The sequence below is a fragment of the Marinobacter sp. EVN1 genome (assembly GCF_000475375.1).
In the GTDB taxonomy this organism is placed as follows: domain Bacteria; phylum Pseudomonadota; class Gammaproteobacteria; order Pseudomonadales; family Oleiphilaceae; genus Marinobacter; species Marinobacter nauticus.
In genome coordinates this window covers 21,203-44,611 of record NZ_AXCB01000012.1, presented here as the reverse complement: position 1 = coordinate 44,611, position 23,409 = coordinate 21,203, and the positions used below count along the sequence as shown (strand labels likewise).

The 23,409-nt window shown below is 56.8% G+C and carries 18 protein-coding genes and 1 tRNA gene; 5 read left to right on the top strand and 14 right to left on the bottom strand.

Going from position 1 to position 23,409, the window contains the following annotated elements:
• The first annotated feature begins 79 nt into the window (after positions 1–79).
• Positions 80–292, top strand: coding sequence for a ribosome modulation factor (rmf, locus tag Q674_RS25260; protein WP_011784548.1), 213 nt, complete (start codon positions 80–82; stop codon positions 290–292).
• Between the two features lie 174 nt (positions 293–466).
• Here the strand turns inward: rmf and Q674_RS25255 are convergent, their stop codons facing one another.
• Positions 467–1,489 (bottom strand): quinone-dependent dihydroorotate dehydrogenase, encoded by a 1,023-nt coding sequence (locus Q674_RS25255; RefSeq protein WP_023008152.1) that lies wholly within the window; start codon positions 1,487–1,489, stop codon positions 467–469.
• Positions 1,490–1,893: 404 nt separating this feature from the next.
• Between Q674_RS25255 and Q674_RS25250 the strand changes: the two genes are divergently transcribed.
• Positions 1,894–3,057 carry a cation diffusion facilitator family transporter gene (locus Q674_RS25250; RefSeq protein ID WP_014421812.1) on the top strand — a complete coding sequence of 388 codons (1,164 nt, stop codon included), beginning with the start codon at positions 1,894–1,896 and terminating at the stop codon, positions 3,055–3,057.
• A gap of 9 nt (positions 3,058–3,066) precedes the next feature.
• Here Q674_RS25250 and Q674_RS25245 read toward each other — a convergent pair whose 3' ends face one another.
• On the bottom strand, positions 3,067–4,566 hold the full coding sequence (locus Q674_RS25245) for a RimK family protein (protein ID WP_014421813.1): 1,500 nt from the start codon (positions 4,564–4,566) through the stop codon (positions 3,067–3,069).
• Between the two features lie 202 nt (positions 4,567–4,768).
• On the opposite strand from Q674_RS25245, the gene rimI reads away from it, so the two are divergent.
• Entirely contained in the window at positions 4,769–5,884 is a 1,116-nt protein-coding gene (gene rimI / locus Q674_RS25240) for a ribosomal protein S18-alanine N-acetyltransferase (RefSeq protein WP_031209807.1), read from the top strand.
• Here the strand turns inward: rimI and uvrB are convergent, their stop codons facing one another.
• The gene (gene uvrB, locus Q674_RS25235; protein WP_023008150.1) at positions 5,885–7,939 is read right to left on the bottom strand and encodes an excinuclease ABC subunit UvrB; all 2,055 of its coding nucleotides are present in this window, start codon (positions 7,937–7,939) and stop codon (positions 5,885–5,887) included. It abuts the gene before it with no gap.
• 193 nt (positions 7,940–8,132) lie between these two features.
• Here uvrB and Q674_RS25230 point away from each other — a divergent pair, with 193 nt between their 5' ends.
• Positions 8,133–9,317, top strand: a complete 1,185-nt coding sequence (locus Q674_RS25230; RefSeq protein WP_023008149.1) for a pyridoxal phosphate-dependent aminotransferase — start codon at positions 8,133–8,135, stop codon at positions 9,315–9,317.
• Positions 9,318–9,387: 70 nt separating this feature from the next.
• A tRNA-Asn gene (locus Q674_RS25225) sits at positions 9,388–9,463 on the top strand.
• A gap of 510 nt (positions 9,464–9,973) precedes the next feature.
• Here the strand turns inward: Q674_RS25225 and pyrF are convergent.
• From pyrF to gyrA, 11 genes are all read right to left on the bottom strand, one after another.
• Positions 9,974–10,684 (bottom strand): orotidine-5'-phosphate decarboxylase, encoded by a 711-nt coding sequence (pyrF, locus tag Q674_RS25220; protein WP_023008148.1) that lies wholly within the window; start codon positions 10,682–10,684, stop codon positions 9,974–9,976.
• A 51-nt stretch (positions 10,685–10,735) separates the two neighbouring features.
• Positions 10,736–11,908 (bottom strand): lipopolysaccharide assembly protein LapB, encoded by a 1,173-nt coding sequence (gene lapB, locus Q674_RS25215; RefSeq protein WP_023008147.1) that lies wholly within the window; start codon positions 11,906–11,908, stop codon positions 10,736–10,738.
• A complete protein-coding gene (locus Q674_RS25210; protein WP_011784539.1) occupies positions 11,908–12,210 on the bottom strand; it encodes a LapA family protein in 303 nt (100 codons plus the stop codon). Before Q674_RS25210 ends, lapB begins: the two co-directional genes overlap by 1 nt.
• A gap of 71 nt (positions 12,211–12,281) precedes the next feature.
• Entirely contained in the window at positions 12,282–12,578 is a 297-nt protein-coding gene (locus Q674_RS25205) for an integration host factor subunit beta (protein ID WP_011784538.1), read from the bottom strand.
• Positions 12,579–12,710: 132 nt separating this feature from the next.
• Complete coding sequence (rpsA, locus tag Q674_RS25200; RefSeq protein WP_011784537.1) at positions 12,711–14,402, bottom strand: 30S ribosomal protein S1; 1,692 nt, start codon at positions 14,400–14,402, stop codon at positions 12,711–12,713.
• 129 nt (positions 14,403–14,531) lie between these two features.
• On the bottom strand, positions 14,532–15,212 hold the full coding sequence (gene cmk, locus Q674_RS25195) for a (d)CMP kinase (protein WP_023008146.1): 681 nt from the start codon (positions 15,210–15,212) through the stop codon (positions 14,532–14,534).
• Positions 15,212–17,440 (bottom strand): bifunctional prephenate dehydrogenase/3-phosphoshikimate 1-carboxyvinyltransferase, encoded by a 2,229-nt coding sequence (locus tag Q674_RS25190; protein WP_031209805.1) that lies wholly within the window; start codon positions 17,438–17,440, stop codon positions 15,212–15,214. The genes cmk and Q674_RS25190 overlap by 1 nt, the downstream gene beginning before the upstream one ends.
• 1 nt (position 17,441) lies before the next feature.
• Positions 17,442–18,566 (bottom strand): histidinol-phosphate transaminase, encoded by a 1,125-nt coding sequence (gene hisC, locus Q674_RS25185; RefSeq protein ID WP_023008144.1) that lies wholly within the window; start codon positions 18,564–18,566, stop codon positions 17,442–17,444.
• 29 nt (positions 18,567–18,595) lie between these two features.
• Positions 18,596–19,693 carry a prephenate dehydratase gene (gene pheA / locus Q674_RS25180; RefSeq protein ID WP_023008143.1) on the bottom strand — a complete coding sequence of 366 codons (1,098 nt, stop codon included), beginning with the start codon at positions 19,691–19,693 and terminating at the stop codon, positions 18,596–18,598.
• 2 nt (positions 19,694–19,695) lie between these two features.
• Positions 19,696–20,778 carry a 3-phosphoserine/phosphohydroxythreonine transaminase gene (gene serC, locus Q674_RS25175; protein ID WP_023008142.1) on the bottom strand — a complete coding sequence of 361 codons (1,083 nt, stop codon included), beginning with the start codon at positions 20,776–20,778 and terminating at the stop codon, positions 19,696–19,698.
• A complete protein-coding gene (gene gyrA, locus Q674_RS25170) occupies positions 20,775–23,345 on the bottom strand; it encodes a DNA gyrase subunit A (RefSeq protein ID WP_014421825.1) in 2,571 nt (856 codons plus the stop codon). Before gyrA ends, serC begins: the two co-directional genes overlap by 4 nt.
• Between the last annotated feature and the right edge of the window lie 64 nt (positions 23,346–23,409).

Below are 23,409 nucleotides of genomic sequence, written 5' to 3'. Positions count from 1 at the left end.
TCCCGGAGAGGCTCCCGACTGCCAAGGTCACTGCAGATGTGTACACGCTTGTTCTGTTAATCCATCAGTGAGGAACGGCATGAAAAGACAGAAGAGAGACATGTACGCTCGTGCATTCAAGCGGGGTTATCTCGCTGGCGTGTCCGGCAAATCCAAAGACAGCTGCCCATTAGAACAACCGGAAGTCCGCCAGGAATGGCTGAACGGGTGGCGAGAAGGCCGCACAGATAACTGGGAGGGCATGACCGGCGTCTCCGGCATCCATAAACTGGCCAACGTAACCGCAACGTAATGGCCAACCCCGTTTAACCCTGATCTGTTTTTTTCAATTTTTACGCACAAATCACAATCAGAGCAGTAACCAGAGCAACCCAAACGGGGCCTCCCGCCCCGTACCATGCGAAGAAGCGCTACGGGGTTTATTCCCCGCAAGGGCCCGCTCAGCGGGCCCACCTTCTTTCTGGCCTCAGCTGATTTCTTTCCGGATTGCTTCCACAGCTTCGTTGATCAACGCCGGGCCTCGATAAATAAACCCGGTATAGATCTGCACCAGCTTTGCGCCTGCCCGAATCTTCTCTGCCGCACTGTCGCCATCCGTGATGCCGCCCACGCCAATAATCGGCAGCCGATCGCCCAGCTCAGCATACAGCCCCTGAATCACTTTCACAGACGCTTCCCGTACCGGTGCACCGCTGAGACCGCCCGCCTCCTGCTCGTGAGCGTGCCCCTTCACCGCCTCCCGGCTGATCGTGGTGTTGGTGGCAATCACACCATCCAGGCCAGCTTCGAGCAATGCTGCAGCCACAAAGCGAATGCCCTGCTCGTCCATATCCGGGGCGATCTTTACAGCCACCGGCACATAGCGGCCATGCTTTCGCTCACACGCTGCCTGCTCTTCCTTTATGGCGTGCAAAAGCTGCTTGAGCGAATCGCCAAACTGCAGATCCCGGAGGCCCGGCGTATTAGGAGAAGATACATTAACGGTGATGTAGTCGGCATAGGGGTAAACAGCCGCTATTCCTTTACGGTAGTCCTGTTCCGACTGCTCATTCGGGGTGTCTTTGTTCTTGCCGACATTAATGCCCAGTACGCCCCGGTAACGACGGTGGCGGACATTGGTAATGAGGTGTTCCAGGCCTTCATTATTGAACCCCATGCGGTTAATGATGGCCTGGTGCTCCGGCAACCGGAACATTCGGGGTTTTGGATTACCTGGCTGTGCCAGAGGCGTAACAGTGCCCACTTCGATAAACCCGAAACCGAGAGCACCAAGAGCATCAATGTGGTCGGCGTTTTTGTCCAGCCCAGCAGCCAATCCAACCGGATTCGGGAATTCCAGGCCCATCACGTTTACCGGGCAAGGCTCCGGCTGTCGGGTAAATGTATTCAGGATGCCCAGTTTTTGAGCAACATCCAGGCTGCCAAGGGCAACATTATGGGCCCGCTCCGGTGGCAATCGGAACAGCAGGTTTCTCAGAAGGCCGTACATCGTCAAACTCCTTTCTCCGGGTGGCAGGAGTATACCGAAAGTTTTCCACACCATCTTGTGTAAACCCCAATTAGTCCCGAAAACCCCGCCCTGTATAGCCTCCCGACGCTTTTCCACGGAATCTGTGGATAACCCTGTTGAAAATTGCCGAGCAAGCGCCCCGACCCCTTGATAACTGCGCCAGCCTACAAATTGATCATTTTTTGACCAGTTATTTTCCCTTTATTTATCAATATCTTAAATAGATAAAATTAACATTTGACGGCTTTGGTAACAAAATGCTAACGGGTAACCAATTCGTCATGATGTGCATAAATCGATCACAGCCAGGCCATTAATTCCACCCATTTCTGCGTTTATTCCCGTTATACTGCCCTCATCGCGAAAAGCCCGGAGTGAATCCAATGGAACAGCCTGATCAACCCAGCCAGCAGCGCCAGAATAATCTCGAATCCGAGAAGCATGCGGCGACCCGGGTCACGATCATTGGCATGATTCTCGATGCCGTTCTGGGCATCATAAAAGTCATTGGCGGCACTCTTTTTAATTCCCAGGCGCTACTGGTGGATGGTATCCATTCCTTTACCGATGTGGCATCGGATTGGGTGGTTCTGGCGGTCATGCGTCTGTCCCGTAAGGAGCCAGATGCGGACCACCCATACGGACACCAGCGAATCGAAACCCTCGGCACTCTGGTACTGGGCAGCATTCTTATTGCCGTGGGCGCGGCCCTGGCCTGGGAGAACATTCTCAGGCTCCTTTCCGGTGAAGCGCAGCTGGTTCCGGGCTGGCCAGTGCTGGTAGCGGCCGCGGCCTCGGTAGCAGGCAAGGAATGGATCTACCGTTATACTCGCCATGTTGGCATGAAAATCCGCTCAGACCTGATCATTGCCAACGCCTGGCACAGCCGTACCGATGCATTTTCGTCAGTGGTCGTTCTGGTATCTACCATCGGTGCCATGCTGGGTTTCGTCTGGCTCGACGTGGTAGCCGCCGTCCTCATTGCAGCCATCATTGTGCACATCGGCTGGAAATTCACCTGGGACAGCGTGAAAGAACTGGTCGATACAGGTCTGTCCGAAGATGATACCCGGATGTTGAAAACCATTGCCCTGGAAACGGATGGCGTGCGAAATGTTCATGAACTGCGCAGCCGGCGGATGGGGCACGACATCCTGCTGGACGTACACCTGGTAGTTCGCCCGGAAATCAGCGTTTCCGAAGGGCATCAGATTGGTATGAAGGTGGTCACGGGCATGCGGGATGCCCTGGAGAACATTCGGGACATCAACTTCCATATCGACGCCGAGAACGATGAAAAAGTGCCCCACGCCACCGACCCGGGGCTACCCGATCGCGAAGCACTTCGTCGCCTGCTGACAGAGAAGCTGGGCGAGCTACCACCGCAAAGCCGGCTCCGGCTTCATTACCTCAAGAATCGCATCCACCTGGAAATCTTCCTGGATGAAAACCATTCCGGGCCACACCTGACCACGGAACAGGTTCGAGCGGTTCTGGCAGACTACCCCTGGTTTGGCAGCGTCCGGGTCTGGGTCGCTGCCAACTGACGCGCCGGTTTAACGGCGCCGGTTCTCCTCCATGCGCGACAGGAATTCCTGCATCACCAGGGTATACAGCTCTCCGCCCAGGAACTTGTCTTCCACACCCGAGTCGATACTCGGGTTGTCATTCACTTCAATCACCGCCACCCGATTCCCGGCTTGTTTGATGTCGACACCGTAAAGCCCATTACCGATCAACCGGGTCGAATTCAATGCCGCCTGGATGACATTGCGAGGCACCTCGTAGGTGGGCATGGTTTCAAAACCGCCACTTTCCACTGTGGCACCACCGTGCTGGTAAATCTGCCAGTGACCTTTCACCATCAGATATTTACAGGCATAGATGGCCCGGCCGCCAAGCACACCAATGCGCCAATCGTAATCCGTGTAGAAGTACTCCTGAGCCAATACCAACGCAGACTGTTTGAACAGGTCTTTCAGCCCTGCCCGAAGTTCCTTTTCGTCCTTGGCTTTGATCACACCACGGGAAAAGGCGCCATCCGGAATTTTGATGACCACAGGAAAGCCCAGTTCATTACTCACCTGCTGTACCGCATCCTTCTGATCCTTTGAAAGGATCAGCGTTTTCGGTGTTGGCACCTTGTTGTTTTTCAGCAGGTCCGCCAGAAACACCTTGTTGGTGCAACGCAGAATCGACACCGGGTCGTCAATTACCACCATCCCCTCGGCCTCTGCCTTGCGAGCAAACCGATAGGTGTGGTGATCAATAGCGGTGGTTTCACGAATAAACAGACCATCATATTCCGGCAGGCGCATGTAATCCCGGCGGGTAATGCGCTCCACGTTAATTCCCAGCTTTCTGCCGGCACGCTCAAAACGCTTCAGGGCCATCTCATCGCTCGGAGGCAACTCTTCCTCGGGGTTCACCAGCATAGCCAGATCAAAACGGTAGCGGCGACGGGTGCGCGGTTTGCGCCAGATCATGCTGCTGAAGCGATCCAGGGCGGCCGCAAACAAGTCCTGCTCACGCTCGTCAAGATCCGCCGGTGCCGCCGGCTTCATGGTTTCGATCTGCCATTGTTTGCGGTGACGGAACACCACTTCCAGAATCGGGCACGGAAACCGCTCGAACAGGGCACGGGCCACGGGCTTCAGGTCTGGATGTTCGGCCTGGCCAAAATAGGTTCGGATTCGTACTTCATGGGTGGCGTCCCGGTCATCGGTGGCGGGATCGATTTCGGAGGCTGATTTTTCCAGCCACTGGATGACACTGCTGTCCAGCTCTTCGAGTTCAAGCGAAAACAGTCCCTTCCGGCTCAGGTCGTTGAGCGTCATAACCGATGGCACCACGTGGTGCCCGCGCGCTTCCGCAAGCAACGAACAGTAGTAGCCCCGGCTCAGATACCTGGCACTCTGACACAGGTTTATCACCCGCACGCGGCTGTTAACCGGGGCGGTAAACTGAAGGTATTGATCGAAGGTAAGCACGTCTTCGCTGGGGTAGTACGGTGCCCAGTCTTTGGCGCGGTCTACAACGATGAGCAATCGGGACATAAAGCGGCATTCCTCCCTGAAGGTAAAGCCTGATAATTCCGGCAACAATACGCCCCATCACCTTGCCAGACAATCGCCTGAAGATGCGTGCTTTTACGCATCATCCGCTGCTATGACGGGATGGCATCTGTCTACCATAATAGCGGCAATGAGCGTGCCCGCCAGGCGCTACCTTTTTCTCGTTGACCGGGTTTACCAGACCATGACCGATGTAATGCTCCGCCAAGCCCATGCCAGTGATCTGGATGCCCTCGTTCAGCTGGAAAACCGCTGTTTTACCGAGGACCGGATATCCCGCCGCAGTTTCCGGCGCTTTCTGGAGATGCCCAGGGACCGTTTGATCATCGCGGAACTGGATGGTGATCTCGTGGGCTATTGCCTGGTACTGATGAACGCAGCCACCCGATTGGCCAGGATCTACTCGATTGCGGTATCTCCGGCAACACGTGGCCGGGGCGTCGGCGAGCAACTGGTGCGGGAGGCAGAAAAAGAAGCCGTTGAGGCCGACCGCATCATCATGCGGCTGGAAGTGCGGGAAGACAATACCGGGGCCATTGCCCTGTACCGCAGGCTGGGATACCGCCAGTTCGGCACCTACCGGGACTATTATGAAGACCACGGCGATGCCTTACGGTTCGAGCGCCGGATTCTCTACTACGAGCCGTCCCGTGAATTTCTGCCGGTGCCCTATTATCCCCAGACCACCGAGTTCACCTGCGGCCCCTCTGCATTAATCATGGCCATGGCAGCCCTGGATGAACAGCAACGGGTGAGCACCCTGGAGGAGCTGAAAATCTGGCGCGAAGCGACCACGATTTTCATGCTGGCAGGGCATGGCGGTTGCGGCCCCCACGGATTGGCATTGTCTGCCTGGCACCGGGGCTTCGAGGCCAGCGCCTGGATCAGCCAGGAAGGTGCCCTATTCAAAGATACCGTTCGCAACGAAGACAAAAAGCGGGTACTGGAACTGGTACACGAAGGTTTTCTACACGACATCGGGCAGACAGAAATCCAGCTGCACCACGACCCGCTAACTCTGGAAGCAATGGAGACGGCCCTGCATGAGGGGCGCATCCCGGTCATCCTGATCAGCACCTGGCAGCTGAACCGAAGCCGCGTTCCGCACTGGGTAACCGTGTGTGCCATCGACGAGGACTTCGTGTATCTGCACGACCCGGAAATCGATACTGAGGAAGGGGAAACCGTGGCCGACAAGCAATACCTGCCCATCGACCGACGGGTGTTCGACAAGATGTCCCGCTATGGCCGCAACCAGCCCCTGCAGGCGGCGGTGATTGTCGGCCCCAAGCGCCGCTGATCAACCGGTACGAAGCGCAGCTTCCTTCAGTTCCGATATCTGATCCCGCAGGCGCGCTGCGGACTCGAAATCCAGATCGGCGGCGGCTTTGTACATGTCGTCTTCCAGCTTCGCCACTTCCTTGAGCACCTCTTCCGGCGACCGCTTCCCTACCTTCACGCGGTAATCCTCGGCCTCCTCAGCCGCTTTCTGCCCGGGACGCTCAGCTTTGCGTCGGCCACGACCACCACCGGCGGCACCTTCCATGATATCCGCGATCTTCTTGTTGAGGCCGGTGGGCGTAATACCGTGCTCCTCGTTATGAGCCATCTGTTTGGCACGACGGCGCTCGGTCTCATCAATGGCCCGCTGCATGGAGCCCGTGATCCTGTCGCCATACAGAATGGCCTTGCCGTTCACGTTACGGGCGGCCCGGCCAATGGTCTGAATCAGCGAACGCTCTGAACGCAGGAAGCCCTCTTTGTCCGCATCCAGAATCGCTACCAGCGATACTTCCGGCATATCCAGTCCTTCCCGTAGCAGGTTAATACCCACCAGAACATCGAACTCACCCCGCCGCAGATCCCGAATAATCTCCACTCGCTCCACGGTATCGATATCTGAATGCAGATAACGCACGCGGATGTCGTGCTCCATCAGGAAGTCGGTCAGGTCCTCAGCCATACGCTTAGTGAGCGTTGTGACCAGCACCCGCTCATTCACCCCCACGCGCTTGTGAATCTCGGACAGCAGATCGTCCACCTGGGTAGAGGCTGGCCGAACCTCAATCTCGGGGTCCAGCAGCCCGGTCGGTCGCACCACCTGCTCAACCACCTGGCCGGCATGCTCCGCCTCATAATTACCCGGGGTGGCCGAAACAAAGATCATCTGGGGCGCAATTCGCTCCCACTCCTCAAAGCGCATAGGGCGGTTATCCAGGGCGGAAGGCAGACGGAAACCGTACTCCACCAGGGTTTCCTTACGGGACCGGTCACCCTTGTACATGGCACCAATCTGAGGAATGGTCACGTGGGACTCGTCCACTACCAGCAAGGCGTTGGGCGGCAGGTAATCAAACAGCGTGGGTGGCGCTTCGCCGGGATTCCGCCCGGAGAGGTAGCGGGAGTAGTTCTCAATACCATTGCAGTAGCCCAGCTCCAGCATCATCTCGATGTCGTAGCGGGTACGCTCCTCCAACCGCTGGGCTTCCACCAACCGGTTGTTATCCCGCAACTGCTGCAGCCGCACATCCAGCTCCTGCTTGATGTGCTCGACCGCATCCAGCACGGTCTGCCGGGGCGTGACATAGTGGGACTTCGGATAGATGGTCACCCGCGGCACCCGCCTGAGCACCTCTCCCGTAAGCGGGTCAAAATAGCTCAGATTCTCCACCTCATCATCGAACAACTCGATGCGAATGGCTTCCTTCTCGGATTCTGCCGGGAAGACATCAATCACATCGCCCCGTACCCGATAATTGGCGCGGTGGAACTCGATGTCATTGCGGGTGTACTGCAGTTCGGCCAGCCGGCGCAGGATATACCGTTGATCCATCTGGTCACCCCGGTCCAGGTGCAACATCATTTTCAGATAGGACTGCGGATCACCCAGACCGTAGATGGAAGAAACCGTCGCGACAATGATGGCATCCGGCCGCTCCAGCAAAGCCTTGGTGGCCGACAGCCGCATCTGCTCAATGTGCTCATTGATGGAGGCGTCTTTTTCGATAAAGGTATCGGAAGACGGTACGTAGGCCTCCGGCTGGTAGTAATCGTAGTAGGAGACGAAGTACTCCACCGCGTTATCGGGGAAGAACTCCTTGAACTCGCCATAGAGCTGGGCTGCCAGGGTCTTGTTGTGGGCCATGATGATGGTTGGCCGCTGAACCTGCTGAACCACATTGGCAATGGTGAAAGTCTTGCCAGAGCCGGTTACCCCGAGCAGCGTTTGATGGGCAAGCCCGGATTCAATGCCATCTACCAGTCCCGCAATCGCTTTGGGCTGGTCGCCGGCAGGTTGGTAGGGCGAGTCGACGCGAAAAGCCCCTTCCCTTGCACTGGATGCTTTGTTGGCCATATCTGGCGTTTTAACCTCCGGACACCGGAAACGACGGAATATTTGCGTCGCATCCTCAAGAAATTTAGCGTTCTGGCAGCTTCATGATACCATCTGTGCGATCGACGGCTGGGTGAAAAATCAGCCAGTAACTTTGGCTCCAGTTGCCCGGCCGATCGCAGCCCAATAAGACGCAGCTTTAAGGAGCTCAAGTTTGGACCTTCAACTTTCCAGCCGAGTACAGGCGATCAAGCCTTCCCCCACCCTCGCAGTTACCAATAAAGCCGCTGAACTCCGTGCGGCCGGCCAAGACATTATTGGCCTCGGTGCTGGCGAGCCTGACTTCGACACCCCCGATCACATCAAACAGGCGGCTATCGACGCCATCAACAACGGCCAGACCAAGTACACCGCCGTGGATGGTACGCCCGCGCTGAAGAAAGCGATTATTGCGAAGTTCAAACGGGACAACGGCCTGGAATACGAAGCCAACCAGATACTGGTAAGCAGTGGTGGCAAACAGAGCTTTTTCAACCTCGCCCTGGCGACACTGAATGAAGGCGACGAGGCCATCATTCCCGCACCCTACTGGGTTTCCTACCCGGATATGGTGCTGGTGGCCGAAGGCAAACCGGTGATCATCGAAACCACCGCAGAGACTCGCTTCAAGATCACGCCGGAACAGCTGGAAAACGCCATTACTGAGCGCACCCGCCTGTTCGTGATCAACAGCCCGTCCAACCCCAGTGGCATGGCTTACACCATGGAAGAGCTGCAGGCCATCGGTGAGGTGCTTAAAAAGCACCCGAACATCATGATTGCCACCGACGATATGTACGAGCCGATCCTGTGGACTGGCAAGCCGTTCTGCAACATCCTGAACGCTTGCCCGGAGCTGTATGACCGCACCTTCGTACTGAACGGTGTCTCCAAGGCCTACTCCATGACTGGCTGGCGTATCGGCTATGCCGCTGGCCCGGCAAAAATCATCGGTGCCATGAAGAAGATCCAGTCTCAGAGCACCTCGAACCCCTGCTCTATCTCCCAGGCCGCCGCAACAGCCGCTCTGGACGGCGATCAGGCGTGCGTGGGCGAGATGGTCAAGGCTTTCAGGGAACGTCACGACTGGTTGGTAGCGGCCCTGAACAAGCTGCCTGGTGTGGACTGCCTGAACGGTGACGGCACGTTTTATGTCTTCCCGAGTTTCCAGGGTGCCATCGATGCCACTGACGGCGTGAGCACCGATGTGGAATTCGCCGAGAAGCTGCTGACCGAAGCCGGCGTGGCTCTGGTTCCGGGCTCTGCGTTTGGCTGCCCGGGGCACATGCGGCTGAGCTTTGCCACCAGCATGGATAACCTGCAGAAGGCGGTCGAGCGTTTGCAGAAGGCTCTTGGCTAAAATTTTAAGCTGAGGGGTTGACGGGGCGGTATGGCCAACATAATATACGCGCCTCGTCACACGACGACGTTCCCCGATAGCTCAGTTGGTAGAGCAACGGACTGTTAATCCGTTTGTCGCTGGTTCGAGCCCAGCTCGGGGAGCCACTATTTCGAAAGCCCGCTAGTTCTCTGAATTAGCGGGCTTTTTCGTGCGTTACGCTATGCTCAAGGCACCGAACCCAGCCTGCTTGTAATAAGCCGTGGCGTGATGGGAAGTCCTTTCCAAAAACCGCTACAAGCACATCCATGTGCGCTTCTCTCCGGCCATCCATGGCCTCCGAAATTTTTGGAAAGGACTTCCCATCACACCAATCAAGCCAAGGCGTAATAGTCAAAAAACTGCGTGCATTAAGTACCTGATAAACACACATCAGAAACCATCGAACTTCAATGCTGAAAAAACAACAGCAAGCTTCTCCGTTCTATTTAGTTAGCGTTACCACTATGGATGATGTGCTATGGATGGTGTTCCCTCCCGAAAATGTCGGAGGCCATGGATGGCCGGAGAGAAGCGCACATGGATGTGCTCGTAGCGGTTTTCGGGAGGGAACACCATCCATGGCGCCCGCACCAAACTAGCAGGCTAGGAATCGATAACTAACCCCAAACCAGACATCAAGATGAAACCACCTCGGCATAGATAGCTTTCAAAGCAGCCAAGGGGTCCGGCGCCTGGGTAATCGGGCGACCAATCACCAGGTAGTCAGATCCAGCCTTAAGGGCATCGGTCGGGGTCATGATGCGTTGCTGGTCCCCTTTGTCTGCGGTCAGCGGTCGAATTCCCGGCGTGATCAGTTGGAAGTCACTGCCCTGCTCCGCTTTCAGACGCGGGGCTTCCTGAGCCGAGCAAACCACGCCGTCCAGGCCGCTGTTTTTGGTCAGGGTTGCCAGACGGGAAACATGGGCTTCTGCCGAACCGGTAATACCGATACCAGCAAGGTCCTCGTCAGACATGCTGGTCAACACGGTAACCGCGATCAGGAGCGGGCGATCATTGCCGAACGATTCCAGGCGCTCTCGGCAGGCTACCATCATCTTCTCGCCCCCTGAGGCATGCACATTCACCATCCACACGCCCAGCTCTGCAGCGGCAGCCACAGCAGCCGAGGTGGTATTAGGGATATCGTGAAATTTCAGATCCAGGAAAATATCAAACCCGCGACTCTGGAGCGCTTTTACCAGATCCGGGCCTGAGCGCGTAAACAGCTCCTTGCCCACTTTCAGGCGGCATTTTGCCGGATCAAGCTGATCAGCCAGGGCCAAGGCGGGATTCTGGGAAGGAAAGTCGAGCGCGACGATGATTTTCGGGTCATTCAGGTTTTGCACGTTCAGGTTCCTGGGTAGGTAGAAAGGTAATCGGGATGGGTCAAAGCGAGGTTATTCCGCCTCTACGCCCTGAATGGGACGCACGGTTTCCCACTGTTTGCAGCTTGGGCACAGCCAGTGTAACTGTTGGCCGGAGAATCCGCAGCTTACGCAACGGTAGACCGGGCGGTTGGCGAGAATCAGGTGCCCTATTCTGCTGACAAGGCGCCCTTCATCGGTGGTCATGCCTTTTTCATAGCCCGCCATCTCCACCAACCGCAAAAGCCCTCGCACGGAGGGCCTGGTCTCCAGCTCCATGCGCAGTAGATCAATGGCCGCCGGCCGGCCGGAGGAACGCTCAACTGACTCCACCAGGGCCAGCAGCAGGCTGGTACTGGGATACTGCTCATAGAGCTTACGAAGCTTTTTATAAAGGCGTGAAACATCACCATGCTCACGCTCCAGCTTCATCAATCGGTCTATCGCTTCCGGACCGAACTCCGGATTCTGGTCGAAAATTTTCAGGGACTGATTTGCCGCCTCCCGAAAATTGCCCTGCCGAATCTGGAGCTTCATCAGCAGCAGGGTTGCCCGCACACAGGAGCGGTCGTAATCCAGCGCCTCTTTCGCCAGCTTCTGCGCTGTCCAGCGGTCGTCGTTACGGCTCAGGGCGCTATCAGACAATTCGCAGGTAATGTAGGCCAGCGCCTTGAAGGTAGCAGGATCCGCATCACCACGAGTGAGGGTTTTTGCCACCTGGGCCGCCTTCTCCCACTCTCTCTCCTGCTGATAGAGCTCGATCAACGCAATGGCTGAGCGACGCCCGTACTCGCGGTCGCCCATCAACTGGTGAAACAATGCTTCGGCCCGGTCGAGCAATCCGGCATTCAGATAGTCCATTGCCAGTTCCTGGGTAACCTGGGGCGAATAACGGGCCGGCAGCTCAGGCCTGGCAAGAAGATTCTGGTGAATCAGAATGGCGCGGTCTGTCTCTCCCTTGTTCCGGAAATGGCTGCCAATGGAGAGATGCAAGCTGACGGTGTCTTTGTTGACGGCAAGGGATTGAACGAAGTTCTCGACGGCCTGATCAGAGTAGTTGGTAAAGAGAAACTGCAGACGGTCCCGAACGGAATCCTCGTCCATAATGGCTCGGGAGGCGCGGCCAGAGCGGTTTCCGTATCGACCTACAGCCCAGCCAGCGGCAACGGCCGCCGTCAGAAGCAGCCACTGAAACAGCATGTCCATCAAAGTGCCCGGTCGTTTTGTGCCCTGGATTTTTCGAGTGCGTGCTCTGTCCGCTCAAGACGCTTCTGCAGATGACGGCGCGATACAGACGTCCGGACGGTAGCCATGGTAGTCACAAGCACCCCAACCAGTGCACCAATCACAAACGCCATGATGATCCAGACAGCAACGCCATGGGGCTGGGTTTCGAACAACAGGAAGTTGAGCGAGACCGCCATCTGATTATTCAGGGAAAACACCAGCGCCAGAAGAATCAGAACCAGAACCAGCAAGGTAATTAGGATCTTCCGCAGTCCTGCCATGTCTTAAGCGCTCCCAACGGGTCAGATGCCCGGTATGTGAGGTTTCGTGTATTAATTGCCTTCTCGGGGCCTCAGAAACCTTTCTTCATGCTGTCGTTCACCTGCTCCCTAAGCTCTTTGCCGGGCTTGAAGTGCGGCACAAACTTGGCAGGCAGCTGCACGGCGTCGCCGGTTTTCGGGTTACGTCCGGTGCGGGCAGCCCGATGATGCAGGGAAAAACTGCCAAATCCACGGATCTCAATTCGCTGGCCGTCGGCAAGGGACTGAGACATATGCTCGATGATGCTTTTCACCGCGAGCTCAACATCCTTTACGGAGAGCTGAGTCTGCTTCGAGGCGATCAGTTCAACCAGTTCGGACTTCGTCATGAGGCTTTTCCCTCTGTCGTTATTATTCCGCAGCAAATTACCGGGTTCCAATGCCTCTAGTTTAGCCAAACCAGAAAAAAACACAAAAAAAACGGGCTCTTAGAGCCCGTTTTTTTGATACCAACCGGAAACTTAGTCCTTGTTAGCGTTCTGCTGCTGCATCTGCTCCTTGATCAGGTCACCGATAGTGGTGGCACCTGAGGATTCTGCAGCCTTACTGCGTACGTTTTCCAGGGCCTGCTTGTCGTCCTCAACGTCTTTGGACTTGACAGACAGGTTGATCACGCGGTTTTTGCGATCGATGCTGATGATCTTCGCTTCAACTTCTTCGCCTTCCTTCAGAACGTTACGCGCGTCTTCTACGCGGTCACGGCTGATTTCAGAGGCTTTCAGTACCGCTTCAACTTCTTCGTTCAGGGCAATGGTGGCGCCTTTGGCGTCAACCGCAGATACGGTGCCCTTAACGATGGAGCCCTTGTCGTTCAGCTGAACGAACTCGGCAAACGGATCGCTTTCCAGCTGTTTGATGCCCAGGGAGATGCGCTCACGCTCTGGATCAACAGACAGGATAACGGTTTCAACTTCGTCGCCCTTCTTGTATTCGCGAACGGCTTCTTCGCCAGTCTCGTTCCAGCTGATGTCAGACAGGTGAACCAGACCATCGATGCCACCGTCCAGGCCGATGAAGATACCGAAGTCCGTGATGGACTTGATCTTGCCGGAGATACGGTCGCCCTTGTTGAAGTTGCTGGAGAAATCTTCCCACGGGTTGGCAACGCACTGCTTGATGCCCAGAGAGATACGACGACGCTCTTCGTCAATATCCAGGATCATCACTTCTACTTCGTCACCTACCTGAACAACCTTGGACGGATGGATGTTCTTGTTGGTCCAATCCATTTCGGATACGTGGACCAGACCTTCAACACCCTCTTCCAGCTCGGCAAAGCAGCCGTAGTCGGTCAGGTTGGTTACGCGAGCAGTAACCTTGGAACCTTCCGGGTAACGACCTTTGATGTCGACCCAGGGATCTTCGCCCAGCTGCTTCAGACCCAGAGACACACGGTTGCGCTCACGGTCAAACTTCAGGACTTTAACATTGATTTCGTCGCCCACATTCACGATTTCGCTCGGATGCTTGATGCGCTTCCAGGCCATATCAGTGATGTGCAGCAGGCCGTCAACACCGCCCAGGTCTACGAATGCACCGTAGTCGGTCAGGTTCTTGACGATACCCTTGATTTCCAGACCTTCGGTCAGGGTTTCCAGCAGAGCTTCACGCTGCTCGCTGTTTTCAGCTTCCAGAACGGCGCGGCGGGAAACAACCACGTTGTTACGCTTCTGGTCCAGCTTGATAACCTTGAATTCAAGCTCTTTGTTCTCCAGGTGCGCAGTGTCGCGAACCGGACGAACGTCTACCAGGGAACCCGGCAGGAAGGCACGGATGCCGGCCAGATCAACAGTGAAACCACCTTTGACCTTGCCATTGATAATACCCTTGACCACTTCCTCAGCTTCGAAGGACTTCTCGAGAACCTTCCACGCTTCAGCGCGCTTGGCCTTTTCACGGGACAGACGGGTTTCACCGAAACCGTCTTCAACTGCATCGAGAGCCACATCGACAACATCGCCGACAGCTACTTCCAACTCGCCTTTTTCGTTCAGGAACTGGGAGGCGGGGATAACGCCTTCGGACTTCAGTCCGGCGTTAACGGTGACCCAGTCGTTGTCGACGTCAACTACGGTTCCCTGGACGATGGAACCCGGTTGCATGTCAATTTCTTTTAGACTTTCTTCAAAAAGATCCGCAAAGCTCTCGCTCATTATGTGCCCTATATGATCAACGCAAGTGTGCTCCGTGTCACCAGCAACACGGTCTGTTAACGATGTCCGGAATCAGCCAGCGGCTGGCAGAGTACGCTGTTCCGGCATTTCAACGACAAAAAGGTGTAGTCAGGCCTGACCTGCTGCGGCCATACACCTGTCTAACACCTCTTCGATACTCAAACCCGTAGAATCAATGACTTGCGCATCATCTGCAGGCTTGAGGGGGGCCGCAGAACGGTTCATATCCCGCTCGTCACGTACCCGTATCTCCTCTAAAAGGGCGTCAATGTTAACATCGACACCTGCTTCCTTCAACTGATTGTAGCGCCTGCGGGCCCGCTCCTCGGCACTGGCGGTCAGGAAGATTTTGACCGGTGCATCCGGAAAGACCACCGTACCCATATCGCGGCCATCGGCCACCAGCCCGGGCGCCACCCGGAAATCCCGCTGGCGCTGCAACAAGGCATCGCGCACCGGTTGCATGACGGCGACTTTTGACGCGTTATCACCGCAGGTCTCGGTGCGGATTTCGGAGGTAACATCTTCCCCGGCCAACAGAACCTTCGCAGGCTCACCCGGAGGCGTCGGCATGAACGCAACATCGAGCCCTGCGGCAACCCGAACCAGTGCCGGCTCGTCGTCCAGCGCAACCCCTTGGCGGGCAGCCGCCAGGGCCGTCAGCCGATACAAGGCACCACTGTCGAGCAGATGCCAGCCCAGTTTGCGGGCTAACATCTGGGTAACGGTACCCTTGCCAGAACCGCCAGGGCCGTCAACCGTAATTACCGGTGCCTTGCTATTACTCATCAATCACTACCTTCTGCGTTAATTCGAATTCCTGTCTGCAATGCCAGATCAACAAAACCCGGGAACGATGTAGCCACGTTGGCGCAATCGTTGATCCGGATAGGTCCGGTTGCGCGCAATGATGCCACCGCAAACGACATGGAAATGCGATGATCACCATGGCTTTCCACGGTACCGCCGCCGATTTCCTGGCCGCCATCTATGATGATGCCGTCGGGTGTCACGGTGGTTTCCACGCCCAGAGCCTTGAGACCGTCCGCCATTACCTGAATCCGGTCACTCTCTTTCACCCGAAGCTCCTCGGCGCCGCGCAATACGGTGCGCCCTTTGGCGCAGGCAGCAGCGATGAACAATACAGGGAACTCATCAATGGCCAGTGGTACCTGCTCTTCCGGAATGTCGATGCCCTTCAGACGGGCTGACTGCACCCGAAGATCGGCTACCGGCTCTCCACCGATGACCTTCTCATTGAACACTTCAATGTTGGCACCCATCTGTTTCAGGATATTGATTACACCTACACGGGTGGGGTTCATGCCAACGTGGCGAAGCGTCAGGTCAGAATCTTCGGCAATACTGGCCGCCACCAGGAAAAACGCGGCCGAGGAAATATCAGCCGGCACATCAATGGCGCAAGCAGACAGTTTGCCTCCACCGGTGACACTGGCAGTCGCACCGTCGCGGTGAACGTGGTAACCGAAACCCTCCAGCATGCGCTCGGTATGATCCCGGGTTGGCGCCGGCTCGGTCACCGAGGTAACACCCTCAGCGTAGAGTCCCGCCAGCAGCAGGCAGGATTTCACCTGGGCACTGGCCACCGGCATTTCGTAATGAATGCCCGTGAGTGCATGTCCACCCCGAATCTTCAACGGCGGCCGACCACCCTCACCGGTGTCGATGACCGCTCCCATGGCACGCAGTGGATCTGCCACGCGCCCCATAGGCCGCTTCGACAAACTGGCATCGCCCGTGAGCTCAGAATCGAAGGGCTGAGCGGCCAGCAATCCGGCAAACAGGCGCATGGCCGTACCCGAGTTACCCAGATACAACGGGCCACGGGGCGCCTGCAGGCCTTTCATACCGACGCCGTGAATGCGCACGAAGCCGTCATCCGGACCTTCGATGGTGACGCCCATATCCCGGAACGCCTGCAGGGTGGCAAGACTGTCCTCCCCCTCCAGGAAGCCCTTCACTTCGGTTGTCCCCTCAGCCAGGGCACCGAGCATGATGGAACGGTGAGACATGGACTTGTCGCCCGGAACCCGGATGTCACCTCTCACGGTGCCGCCCGGCTGCATTTGGAAAGTCACCTGTTTATCGCTGTTGTTAGTCACGTACGCCTGTCCTGAAAGCATTTTGGAAAAATGTTCCCGCGCCGCCTTGGCACGGCTGAAAACCCTGAGCAACGTGGCACCATCGCCACAGGCAATGGCAGCGCGGAGTTGATCCAGATCTTCGGTAAAGTGGTCTATTACCCGGAGTACGGCATCCCGATTGGAGAGAAAAATGTCGTGCCACATCACCGGATCGCTTGCGGCAATCCGGGTAAAATCACGGAACCCACCTGCGGCATATCGGAAGATATCCATATTCTCATCTTCGCCCGCCAGAGTGTCTACCAGCGAAAAAGCGATCAGGTGGGGTAAATGGCTGGTGGCCGCGAGCACCTCATCGTGATACCCCACCGACATGGTAAGCACGGTCGCACCGGCACCTTCCCAGACGGTCCGCAAACGATTCAGGCCATCTTGGTCGGCATTTTGCGCTGGCGTCAGGATCACCTTGTGATTGGCAAAGAGATCGGGCCGGGCCGCACGGATACCGCTCTTCTCGGAACCGGCAATGGGATGGCCGGGTATTACCCATGGCGGCAGCTCACCAAACACTGCCTCCACATCGGAGACAAAACTGGACTTGGTACTACCCACATCAGAAAGAATGGCGCCCTCTTCGAGAACGGGCCGAATTTGTTCCAGCACCGCACGGGTGGCCCGCACCGGAACGGCCAACACCACCAGATCACTGCCCTTTACGGCCTGCTCGATGGAATCCGCAGCCTCGTCTATTACACCCAGTTCAACGCCGAGAGCCAGTTCATCCTGACGGGTATCAAAACCGGTCACCATTCCCGCAAGCTGTTGCGTGCGTATGGCGCTGGCCAGAGAACCGCCAATCAGCCCCAGGCCGATAACCGCAACCCGACGAAAAGGCGCACTCGGAACTGTCACTTCATGCCCCCAGCCCTGCTGACGCCAATGCCTCAGCCAGCGCATCAAGAAAACGTTCATTTTCTTGCGGAAGGCCGACCGACACACGCAGGTGCCGGGGCATGCCATAACCAGCGACGGGCCGAACAATCACGCCATGGGCCAACAAGGCCTGATAGATACCGGCGGCTGGCTCACCCACTTCCACGGCAATGAAGTTGCCTGCCGAAGGGATGTAGGAAAGCCCCATGCGATCGAAGCCTTCCGCCAGTTGTTGCAGGCCGGCTTCGTTCACCTCCCGGGATTTCTGCAGATAGGCCTCATCCTCAAGAACTGCTGTGGCCGCCGCCAGGGCAACGGTATCGACATTGAATGGCTGGCGAACCCGGTTCAGGATGTCAGCAATGGCCGGAGAACTGATGCTGTAGCCCACTCGCAACGCTGCAAGCCCCCACGCCTTGGAAAAGGTGCGGCAGACAATCAGGTTCGGGTATTTGTCCAGCAGTCGAATACCATCCGGGTACTCGTCACCAACAAGGTATTCGCAGTAGGCTTCATCCAGAACAATCAAAACCTGTTCAGGGATACGATCCAGAAACGCTTCAATCGCATCGGCGGTGTGCACGGTACCGGTGGGATTATTCGGATTAGCAACAAACACCAGCTTGGTGCGCTCGGTCACCGCATCGGCCATGGCATCCAGATCGTGCCCCCAGTCTTTTGCAGGCACCGCCACACCTCGGGCGCCAATCGCCTGGGTTACCAGCGGGTAAACCGCGAAGGCATACTGGGAGAACACCACTTCGCTATCAGAGTCGGCGAAACACCGGGCAATGACTTCCAGCACATCGTTGGAACCATTACCGAGGGTGATCTGGCTCATTTCCACGCCAAAGCGACGAGCCAGAGCCTGCTTCAGATCAAAGCCATTGCCGTCCGGGTACAGGCACATTTCATCGAGGGCATTTCGGGCGGCCGATACCGCTTTCTCACTCGGCCCAAGCGGGTTCTCATTGCTGGCCAGCTTGATGATCTCCGACGGATTCAATCCCAACTCCCGGGCCAGCTCTTCAATCGGCTTGCCGGGCTGGTACGGAGACAGAGCCTGAACACCTTTTACCGCAAGACTCTGGTAATCCACTGCCATTGAACTCTCCTCAGGATCGACATTCGAAATCAAAGTACGCCGATGGGATAGGACCCCAGGCGCTTCAGCTCCACGGCTTCTTCATCAATTTCAGCCAGTACCTTGCTGATCCTGTCATCCTGCATGTGACCTTCGAAATCAATGTAGAAAACATAAGCCCAGGTGCCACTGGGCGAAGGCCGCGTTTCAATCCGTGTCAGACTGATGCCGTGACGGTGGAACGGCTCCAGCAGCTGATACAGAGCGCCCGGTTTGTTGCGCATGGAGACCAGAATCGAGGACTTGTCCTGGCCACTGGCCGGCACCTCTTCCCGCCCAATGATCAGGAAGCGGGTGGTATTGTCCGGGCGATCCTCAATGCTGTTAGCCAGCTTTTCCAGACCGTACAGCTCCGCCGCCATATCTCCGGCAATCGCCGCCGCGCCCGGCTCTTCAGCCGCGCGGCGCGCCGCCTCGGCATTGCTGGAAACGGTAATACGCTCAATACCGTAGCGATGTGTATCCAGCCACTGCCGGCACTGGGCGAACGACTGTTGATGGGAATAGATGCGGGTAATTTCCTCATCCTTGTGCTTCGGCGATACCAGCAGATGATGATGAATGCGAAGCTGCACCTCACCGCAGATTTTCAACGGCGAAGACATGAACATATCGAGGGTGTGATTGATCATACCCTCAGTGGAATTCTCAACCGGCACCACACCGTAATGCGCCGCACCGGATTCTACCTCGCGGAATACCGCATCAATCGCAGGCAGCGGCACGCTGACGACAGAGTGGCCGAAGTGTTTGAGCGCCGCCGCCTGGGTGAAGGTGCCTACCGGGCCCAGGAAGGCAATATGCATGGGCTTTTCCAGCGCCAGGCAAGCCGACATGATCTCACGGAACAGCCGCGCCATCTCTTCAGCGGGCAAAGGCCCCGGATTCTTTTCCTTGATCCGGCGCAACACCTGAGCTTCGCGCTCAGGCCGGTAAAAGAATACATCCTCACCGGGATTGGCCGCCAATTTGACATGGGCCACTTCCTGCGCACATTTCGCCCGGGCACTGATCAGCTCCATGATCTGCTGATCAAGGGCGTCGATCTCCTCCCTTAATTCCCCCAGGCGGGTCTTCTCATCCGTCATGATCAGCCGCGCTCCTTCGCAAATTCCGCCATGTAGTCGATCAGTGCGTCGACACCTTCTTCCGGCATGGCGTTGTAGATGCTGGCACGCATACCACCGACCGAACGGTGGCCCTGCAGGTTGAGCAGATGCCGGGCTTCAGCGCCTTTCAGAAATTCAGCATTAAGCGCATCATCGGCCAGAGTGAACGGTACGTTCATCCAGGAGCGGAAGCGTGGTTCAATGGGGTTGGCGTAGAAATCGTTGCCATCAATGAAACCATACAGCTTCTTTGCTTTCCGGGCGTTCATCTCGCCCATGGCTTGAACACCGCCCTGCTCTTTCAGCCACTTGAACACCAGCCCGGACAGGTACCAGGAATAGGTCGCCGGGGTGTTGTACATGGAGCCGTTATCGGCGATGACCTGATAGTTCATCATGGTCGGCGTCTCTTTCCGGGCCTTACCCAGGAGATCCTTACGGATAATTACCACCACCAGGCCCGAGGGGCCGATGTTCTTCTGGGCGCCGGCATAGATCAGACCGAATTTGCTGATATCCAGCGGCCGGGACAGCATGGTGGAAGACATATCCGCCACCAGCGGCACATTGCCACTGTCCGGAATAAAATCGTATTCCAGACCACCGATGGTTTCGTTCGGCGTGTAATGCAGGTAAGCGGCATCGGCACTGGTATTCCAGCCGGACTGATCCGGAATGGTGGTAAACCCGCTGTCTTCAGAGCTGGCAACCACATTCACATTACCGTAGCGCTTGGCTTCGGCAATGGCCTTTTTCGACCAGATACCGGTGTTCACGTAATCGGCCGAGGCCTTGTCACCAAGCAGATTCAGCGGAATGGTCGAGAACTGGCTGGAAGCTCCACCCTGCATGAAGAGTACAGCGTAATCATCTGAAATACCGGCCAATTCACGGAGATCCTTCTCAGCCGCTTCTGCAATGGCAACAAACTCATCGCTGCGATGACTCATCTCCATCACCGACATGCCGGTGCCCCGCCAATCGAGCATTTCGCTCTGGGCCTGCTTCAGCACAGCTTCCGGCAAGGTGGCCGGACCAGCACAGAAATTGAACGCCCTGCTCATTCTTCGGTTTCCTCGCCTTCCACTTCTTCTTCATCATCGGATTCTGCAATCCGCTCCACACCCACCAGGCGCTCATCTTCCTGGGCCAGACGGATCAGACGCACGCCCTGGGTATTCCGGCTCAGTACCGACACCTCATCAGTGCGGGTACGCACCAGTGTGCCCTTGTCGGAGATCAGCATCATCTGGTCGCCATCAAACAGTTGCAGCGCAGTCACCAGATTACCGTTTCGCTCGGAGCACTGCATGGCGATAACGCCCTGACTGCCACGACTGTAGGCCGGGAATTCATCAATGGCCGTGCGCTTGCCATAACCATGCTCACTGGCCGTCAGAATCACACCGCCTTCCTGCGGAATGATCAGGGACACGACATGGTGCCCTTCCGGCATCTTGATACCGCGGACACCACGAGCCGTCCTGCTCATCGGGCGAACCTGCTCTTCCTGGAAGCGCACCGCTTTACCGGCACTGGAGAACAGCATCACTTCGGCAGAACCATCTGTAATGGCGGCACCAATCAGGGTGTCACCCTCATCGAGATTCAGGGCAATCAGGCCACTGCTGCGTGGGCGCGAGAAGTTCGGCAGCGGTGTCTTCTTGACCACACCGGCCGAGGTGGCCATCAGCACAAACTGATCTTCCGGGTAATCCCGTACCGGCAGGAAGGTGGTAATACGCTCTCCTTCGTCCAGCGGCAGAATGTTGACCATGGGGCGACCACGGGAGCCACGGCTGCCGCGGGGAATCTCGAACACCCGCAGCCAGTACACCTTACCCTTGTTGGAGAAGCACAGAATGGTGTCGTGGGAATTCGCAACCAGCAGCTTCTCGATAAAGTCTTCGTCCTTCATCGACGTTGCCGCTTTACCCCGGCCACCACGGCGCTGGGCCTGGTAATCCTCAACGGCCTGGGTCTTGGCATAGCCACTGTGGGAAATAGTCACCACCAGATCTTCTTCGTCGATCAGGTCTGCGATGGTCAGGTCGCGACGGGAGCTGGTGATCTCGGTACGGCGCTCATCGCCATACTGGCTGACAATTTCTGCCAGTTCGTCACGAATCACCTGCATCAGACGCTCGGGGTCGCCCAGGATATCCAGCAGATCGGCAATCTTCTCCAGGATTTCCTTGTACTCGTTCTGGAGCTTTTCGGTTTCCAGACCGGTCAGGCGGTGCAGTCGCAGATCCAGAATCGCCTGGGCCTGCTCCGGCGACAGGTGGTACAGGCCTTCTCGGAGGCCATAAATCTCCGGCAAATCATCCGGGCGGCAAGCATCTTCACCTGCACGCTCCAACATCGCGAGTACGTCGCCAGGCGCCCAGCCCTTGTCCATCAGCTTTTCTTTCGCTTCTGCAGCAGAGGGCGACTGTTTGATCAACTCGATGATTTCATCAATGTTGGCCAGGGCAACGGTGAGACCTTCCAGAATATGGCCCCGCTCACGAGCCTTGCGCAGCTCATAAATGGTGCGGCGGGTGACCACTTCCCGACGATGACGCACAAACGCATCGAGCATTTCTTTCAGGTTCAGGGTCTTGGGCTCGCCGTTGATCAGCGCCACCATGTTGATACCGAACACGGTTTCCAGCTGAGTCTGGGCGAACAGATTGTTGATGATCACATCCGGGTTCTCGCCCCGGCGCAATTCGATCACAACCCGGATACCTTCCTTGTTCGATTCATCACGCAGCTCGGAGATACCCTCCAGGCGCTTTTCCTTCACCAGTTCCGCGATCTTCTCGATCAGACGGGCCTTGTTCAGTTGGTAAGGCAGCTCGGTGATGATGATGGATTCGCGGCCGGTCTTCTTGTCCTGCTCAATCTCGTGGCGGGCACGGATATAAATGCGGCCACGTCCTGTGCGGTAGGCTTCCACGATACCGGCACGGCCATTGATGATGCCCTGGGTGGGGAAGTCCGGGCCCGGGATGAATTCCATCAGCTCATCGACCGTGAGATCCGGGTTATCGATCAGTGCCAGGCAGCCGTTCACCACTTCCGTCAGGTTGTGGGGTGGAATATTGGTCGCCATACCCACGGCAATACCGGAGGAGCCGTTCACTAGCAGGTTAGGCACACGGGTCGGCAGGACTTCCGGAATACGTTCGGTGCCGTCGTAGTTGTCTACGTAATCGACGGTTTCCTTGTCGAGATCCGCCAGCAGCGAATGGGCGATCTTCTCCATGCGGATTTCGGTGTAACGCATGGCGGCGGCATTGTCGCCGTCGATGGAACCGAAGTTACCCTGGCCGTCTACCAGCGGGTAGCGCAGGGAGAATGGCTGGGCCATTCGAACGATGGTGTCGTATACCGCAGAGTCACCGTGGGGGTGATATTTACCGATAACGTCACCCACCACACGGGCGGACTTCTTGTAGGCCTTGTTCCAGTCGTTACCCAACTCGGACATGGCGAACAGCACCCGGCGGTGTACCGGCTTCAGGCCGTCCCGGACATCGGGTAATGCCCGGCCAACGATAACGCTCATGGCGTAGTCGAGGTAGGACTGTTTCAACTCGTCTTCAATATTGACCGGCAGGATCTCTTTGGCTAACTCACCCATCGAGAAAGGTTCCTTTGCGTTATCTGGAAGTCGTTCCGGGGCCGTTTCCGGGCCCCGTCTTTAT

Bases quoted from the DNA above. Each gene is read 5' to 3' on its own strand.
- rmf (WP_011784548.1), top strand. From the start codon at position 80: ATGAAAAGACAGAAGAGAGACATGTACGCTCGTGCATTCAAGCGGGGT.
- Q674_RS25255 (WP_023008152.1), bottom strand. From the start codon at position 1,489: ATGTACGGCCTTCTGAGAAACCTGCTGTTCCGATTGCCACCGGAGCGG.
- Q674_RS25250 (WP_014421812.1), top strand. From the start codon at position 1,894: ATGGAACAGCCTGATCAACCCAGCCAGCAGCGCCAGAATAATCTCGAA.
- Q674_RS25245 (WP_014421813.1), bottom strand. From the start codon at position 4,566: ATGTCCCGATTGCTCATCGTTGTAGACCGCGCCAAAGACTGGGCACCG.
- rimI (WP_031209807.1), top strand. From the start codon at position 4,769: ATGACCGATGTAATGCTCCGCCAAGCCCATGCCAGTGATCTGGATGCC.
- uvrB (WP_023008150.1), bottom strand. From the start codon at position 7,939: ATGGCCAACAAAGCATCCAGTGCAAGGGAAGGGGCTTTTCGCGTCGAC.
- lapB (WP_023008147.1), bottom strand. From the start codon at position 11,908: ATGGACATGCTGTTTCAGTGGCTGCTTCTGACGGCGGCCGTTGCCGCT.
- Q674_RS25210 (WP_011784539.1), bottom strand. From the start codon at position 12,210: ATGGCAGGACTGCGGAAGATCCTAATTACCTTGCTGGTTCTGGTTCTG.
- Q674_RS25205 (WP_011784538.1), bottom strand. From the start codon at position 12,578: ATGACGAAGTCCGAACTGGTTGAACTGATCGCCTCGAAGCAGACTCAG.
- rpsA (WP_011784537.1), bottom strand. From the start codon at position 14,402: ATGAGCGAGAGCTTTGCGGATCTTTTTGAAGAAAGTCTAAAAGAAATT.
- cmk (WP_023008146.1), bottom strand. From the start codon at position 15,212: ATGAGTAATAGCAAGGCACCGGTAATTACGGTTGACGGCCCTGGCGGT.
- hisC (WP_023008144.1), bottom strand. From the start codon at position 18,566: ATGGCAGTGGATTACCAGAGTCTTGCGGTAAAAGGTGTTCAGGCTCTG.
- pheA (WP_023008143.1), bottom strand. From the start codon at position 19,693: ATGACGGATGAGAAGACCCGCCTGGGGGAATTAAGGGAGGAGATCGAC.
- serC (WP_023008142.1), bottom strand. From the start codon at position 20,778: ATGAGCAGGGCGTTCAATTTCTGTGCTGGTCCGGCCACCTTGCCGGAA.
- gyrA (WP_014421825.1), bottom strand. From the start codon at position 23,345: ATGGGTGAGTTAGCCAAAGAGATCCTGCCGGTCAATATTGAAGACGAG.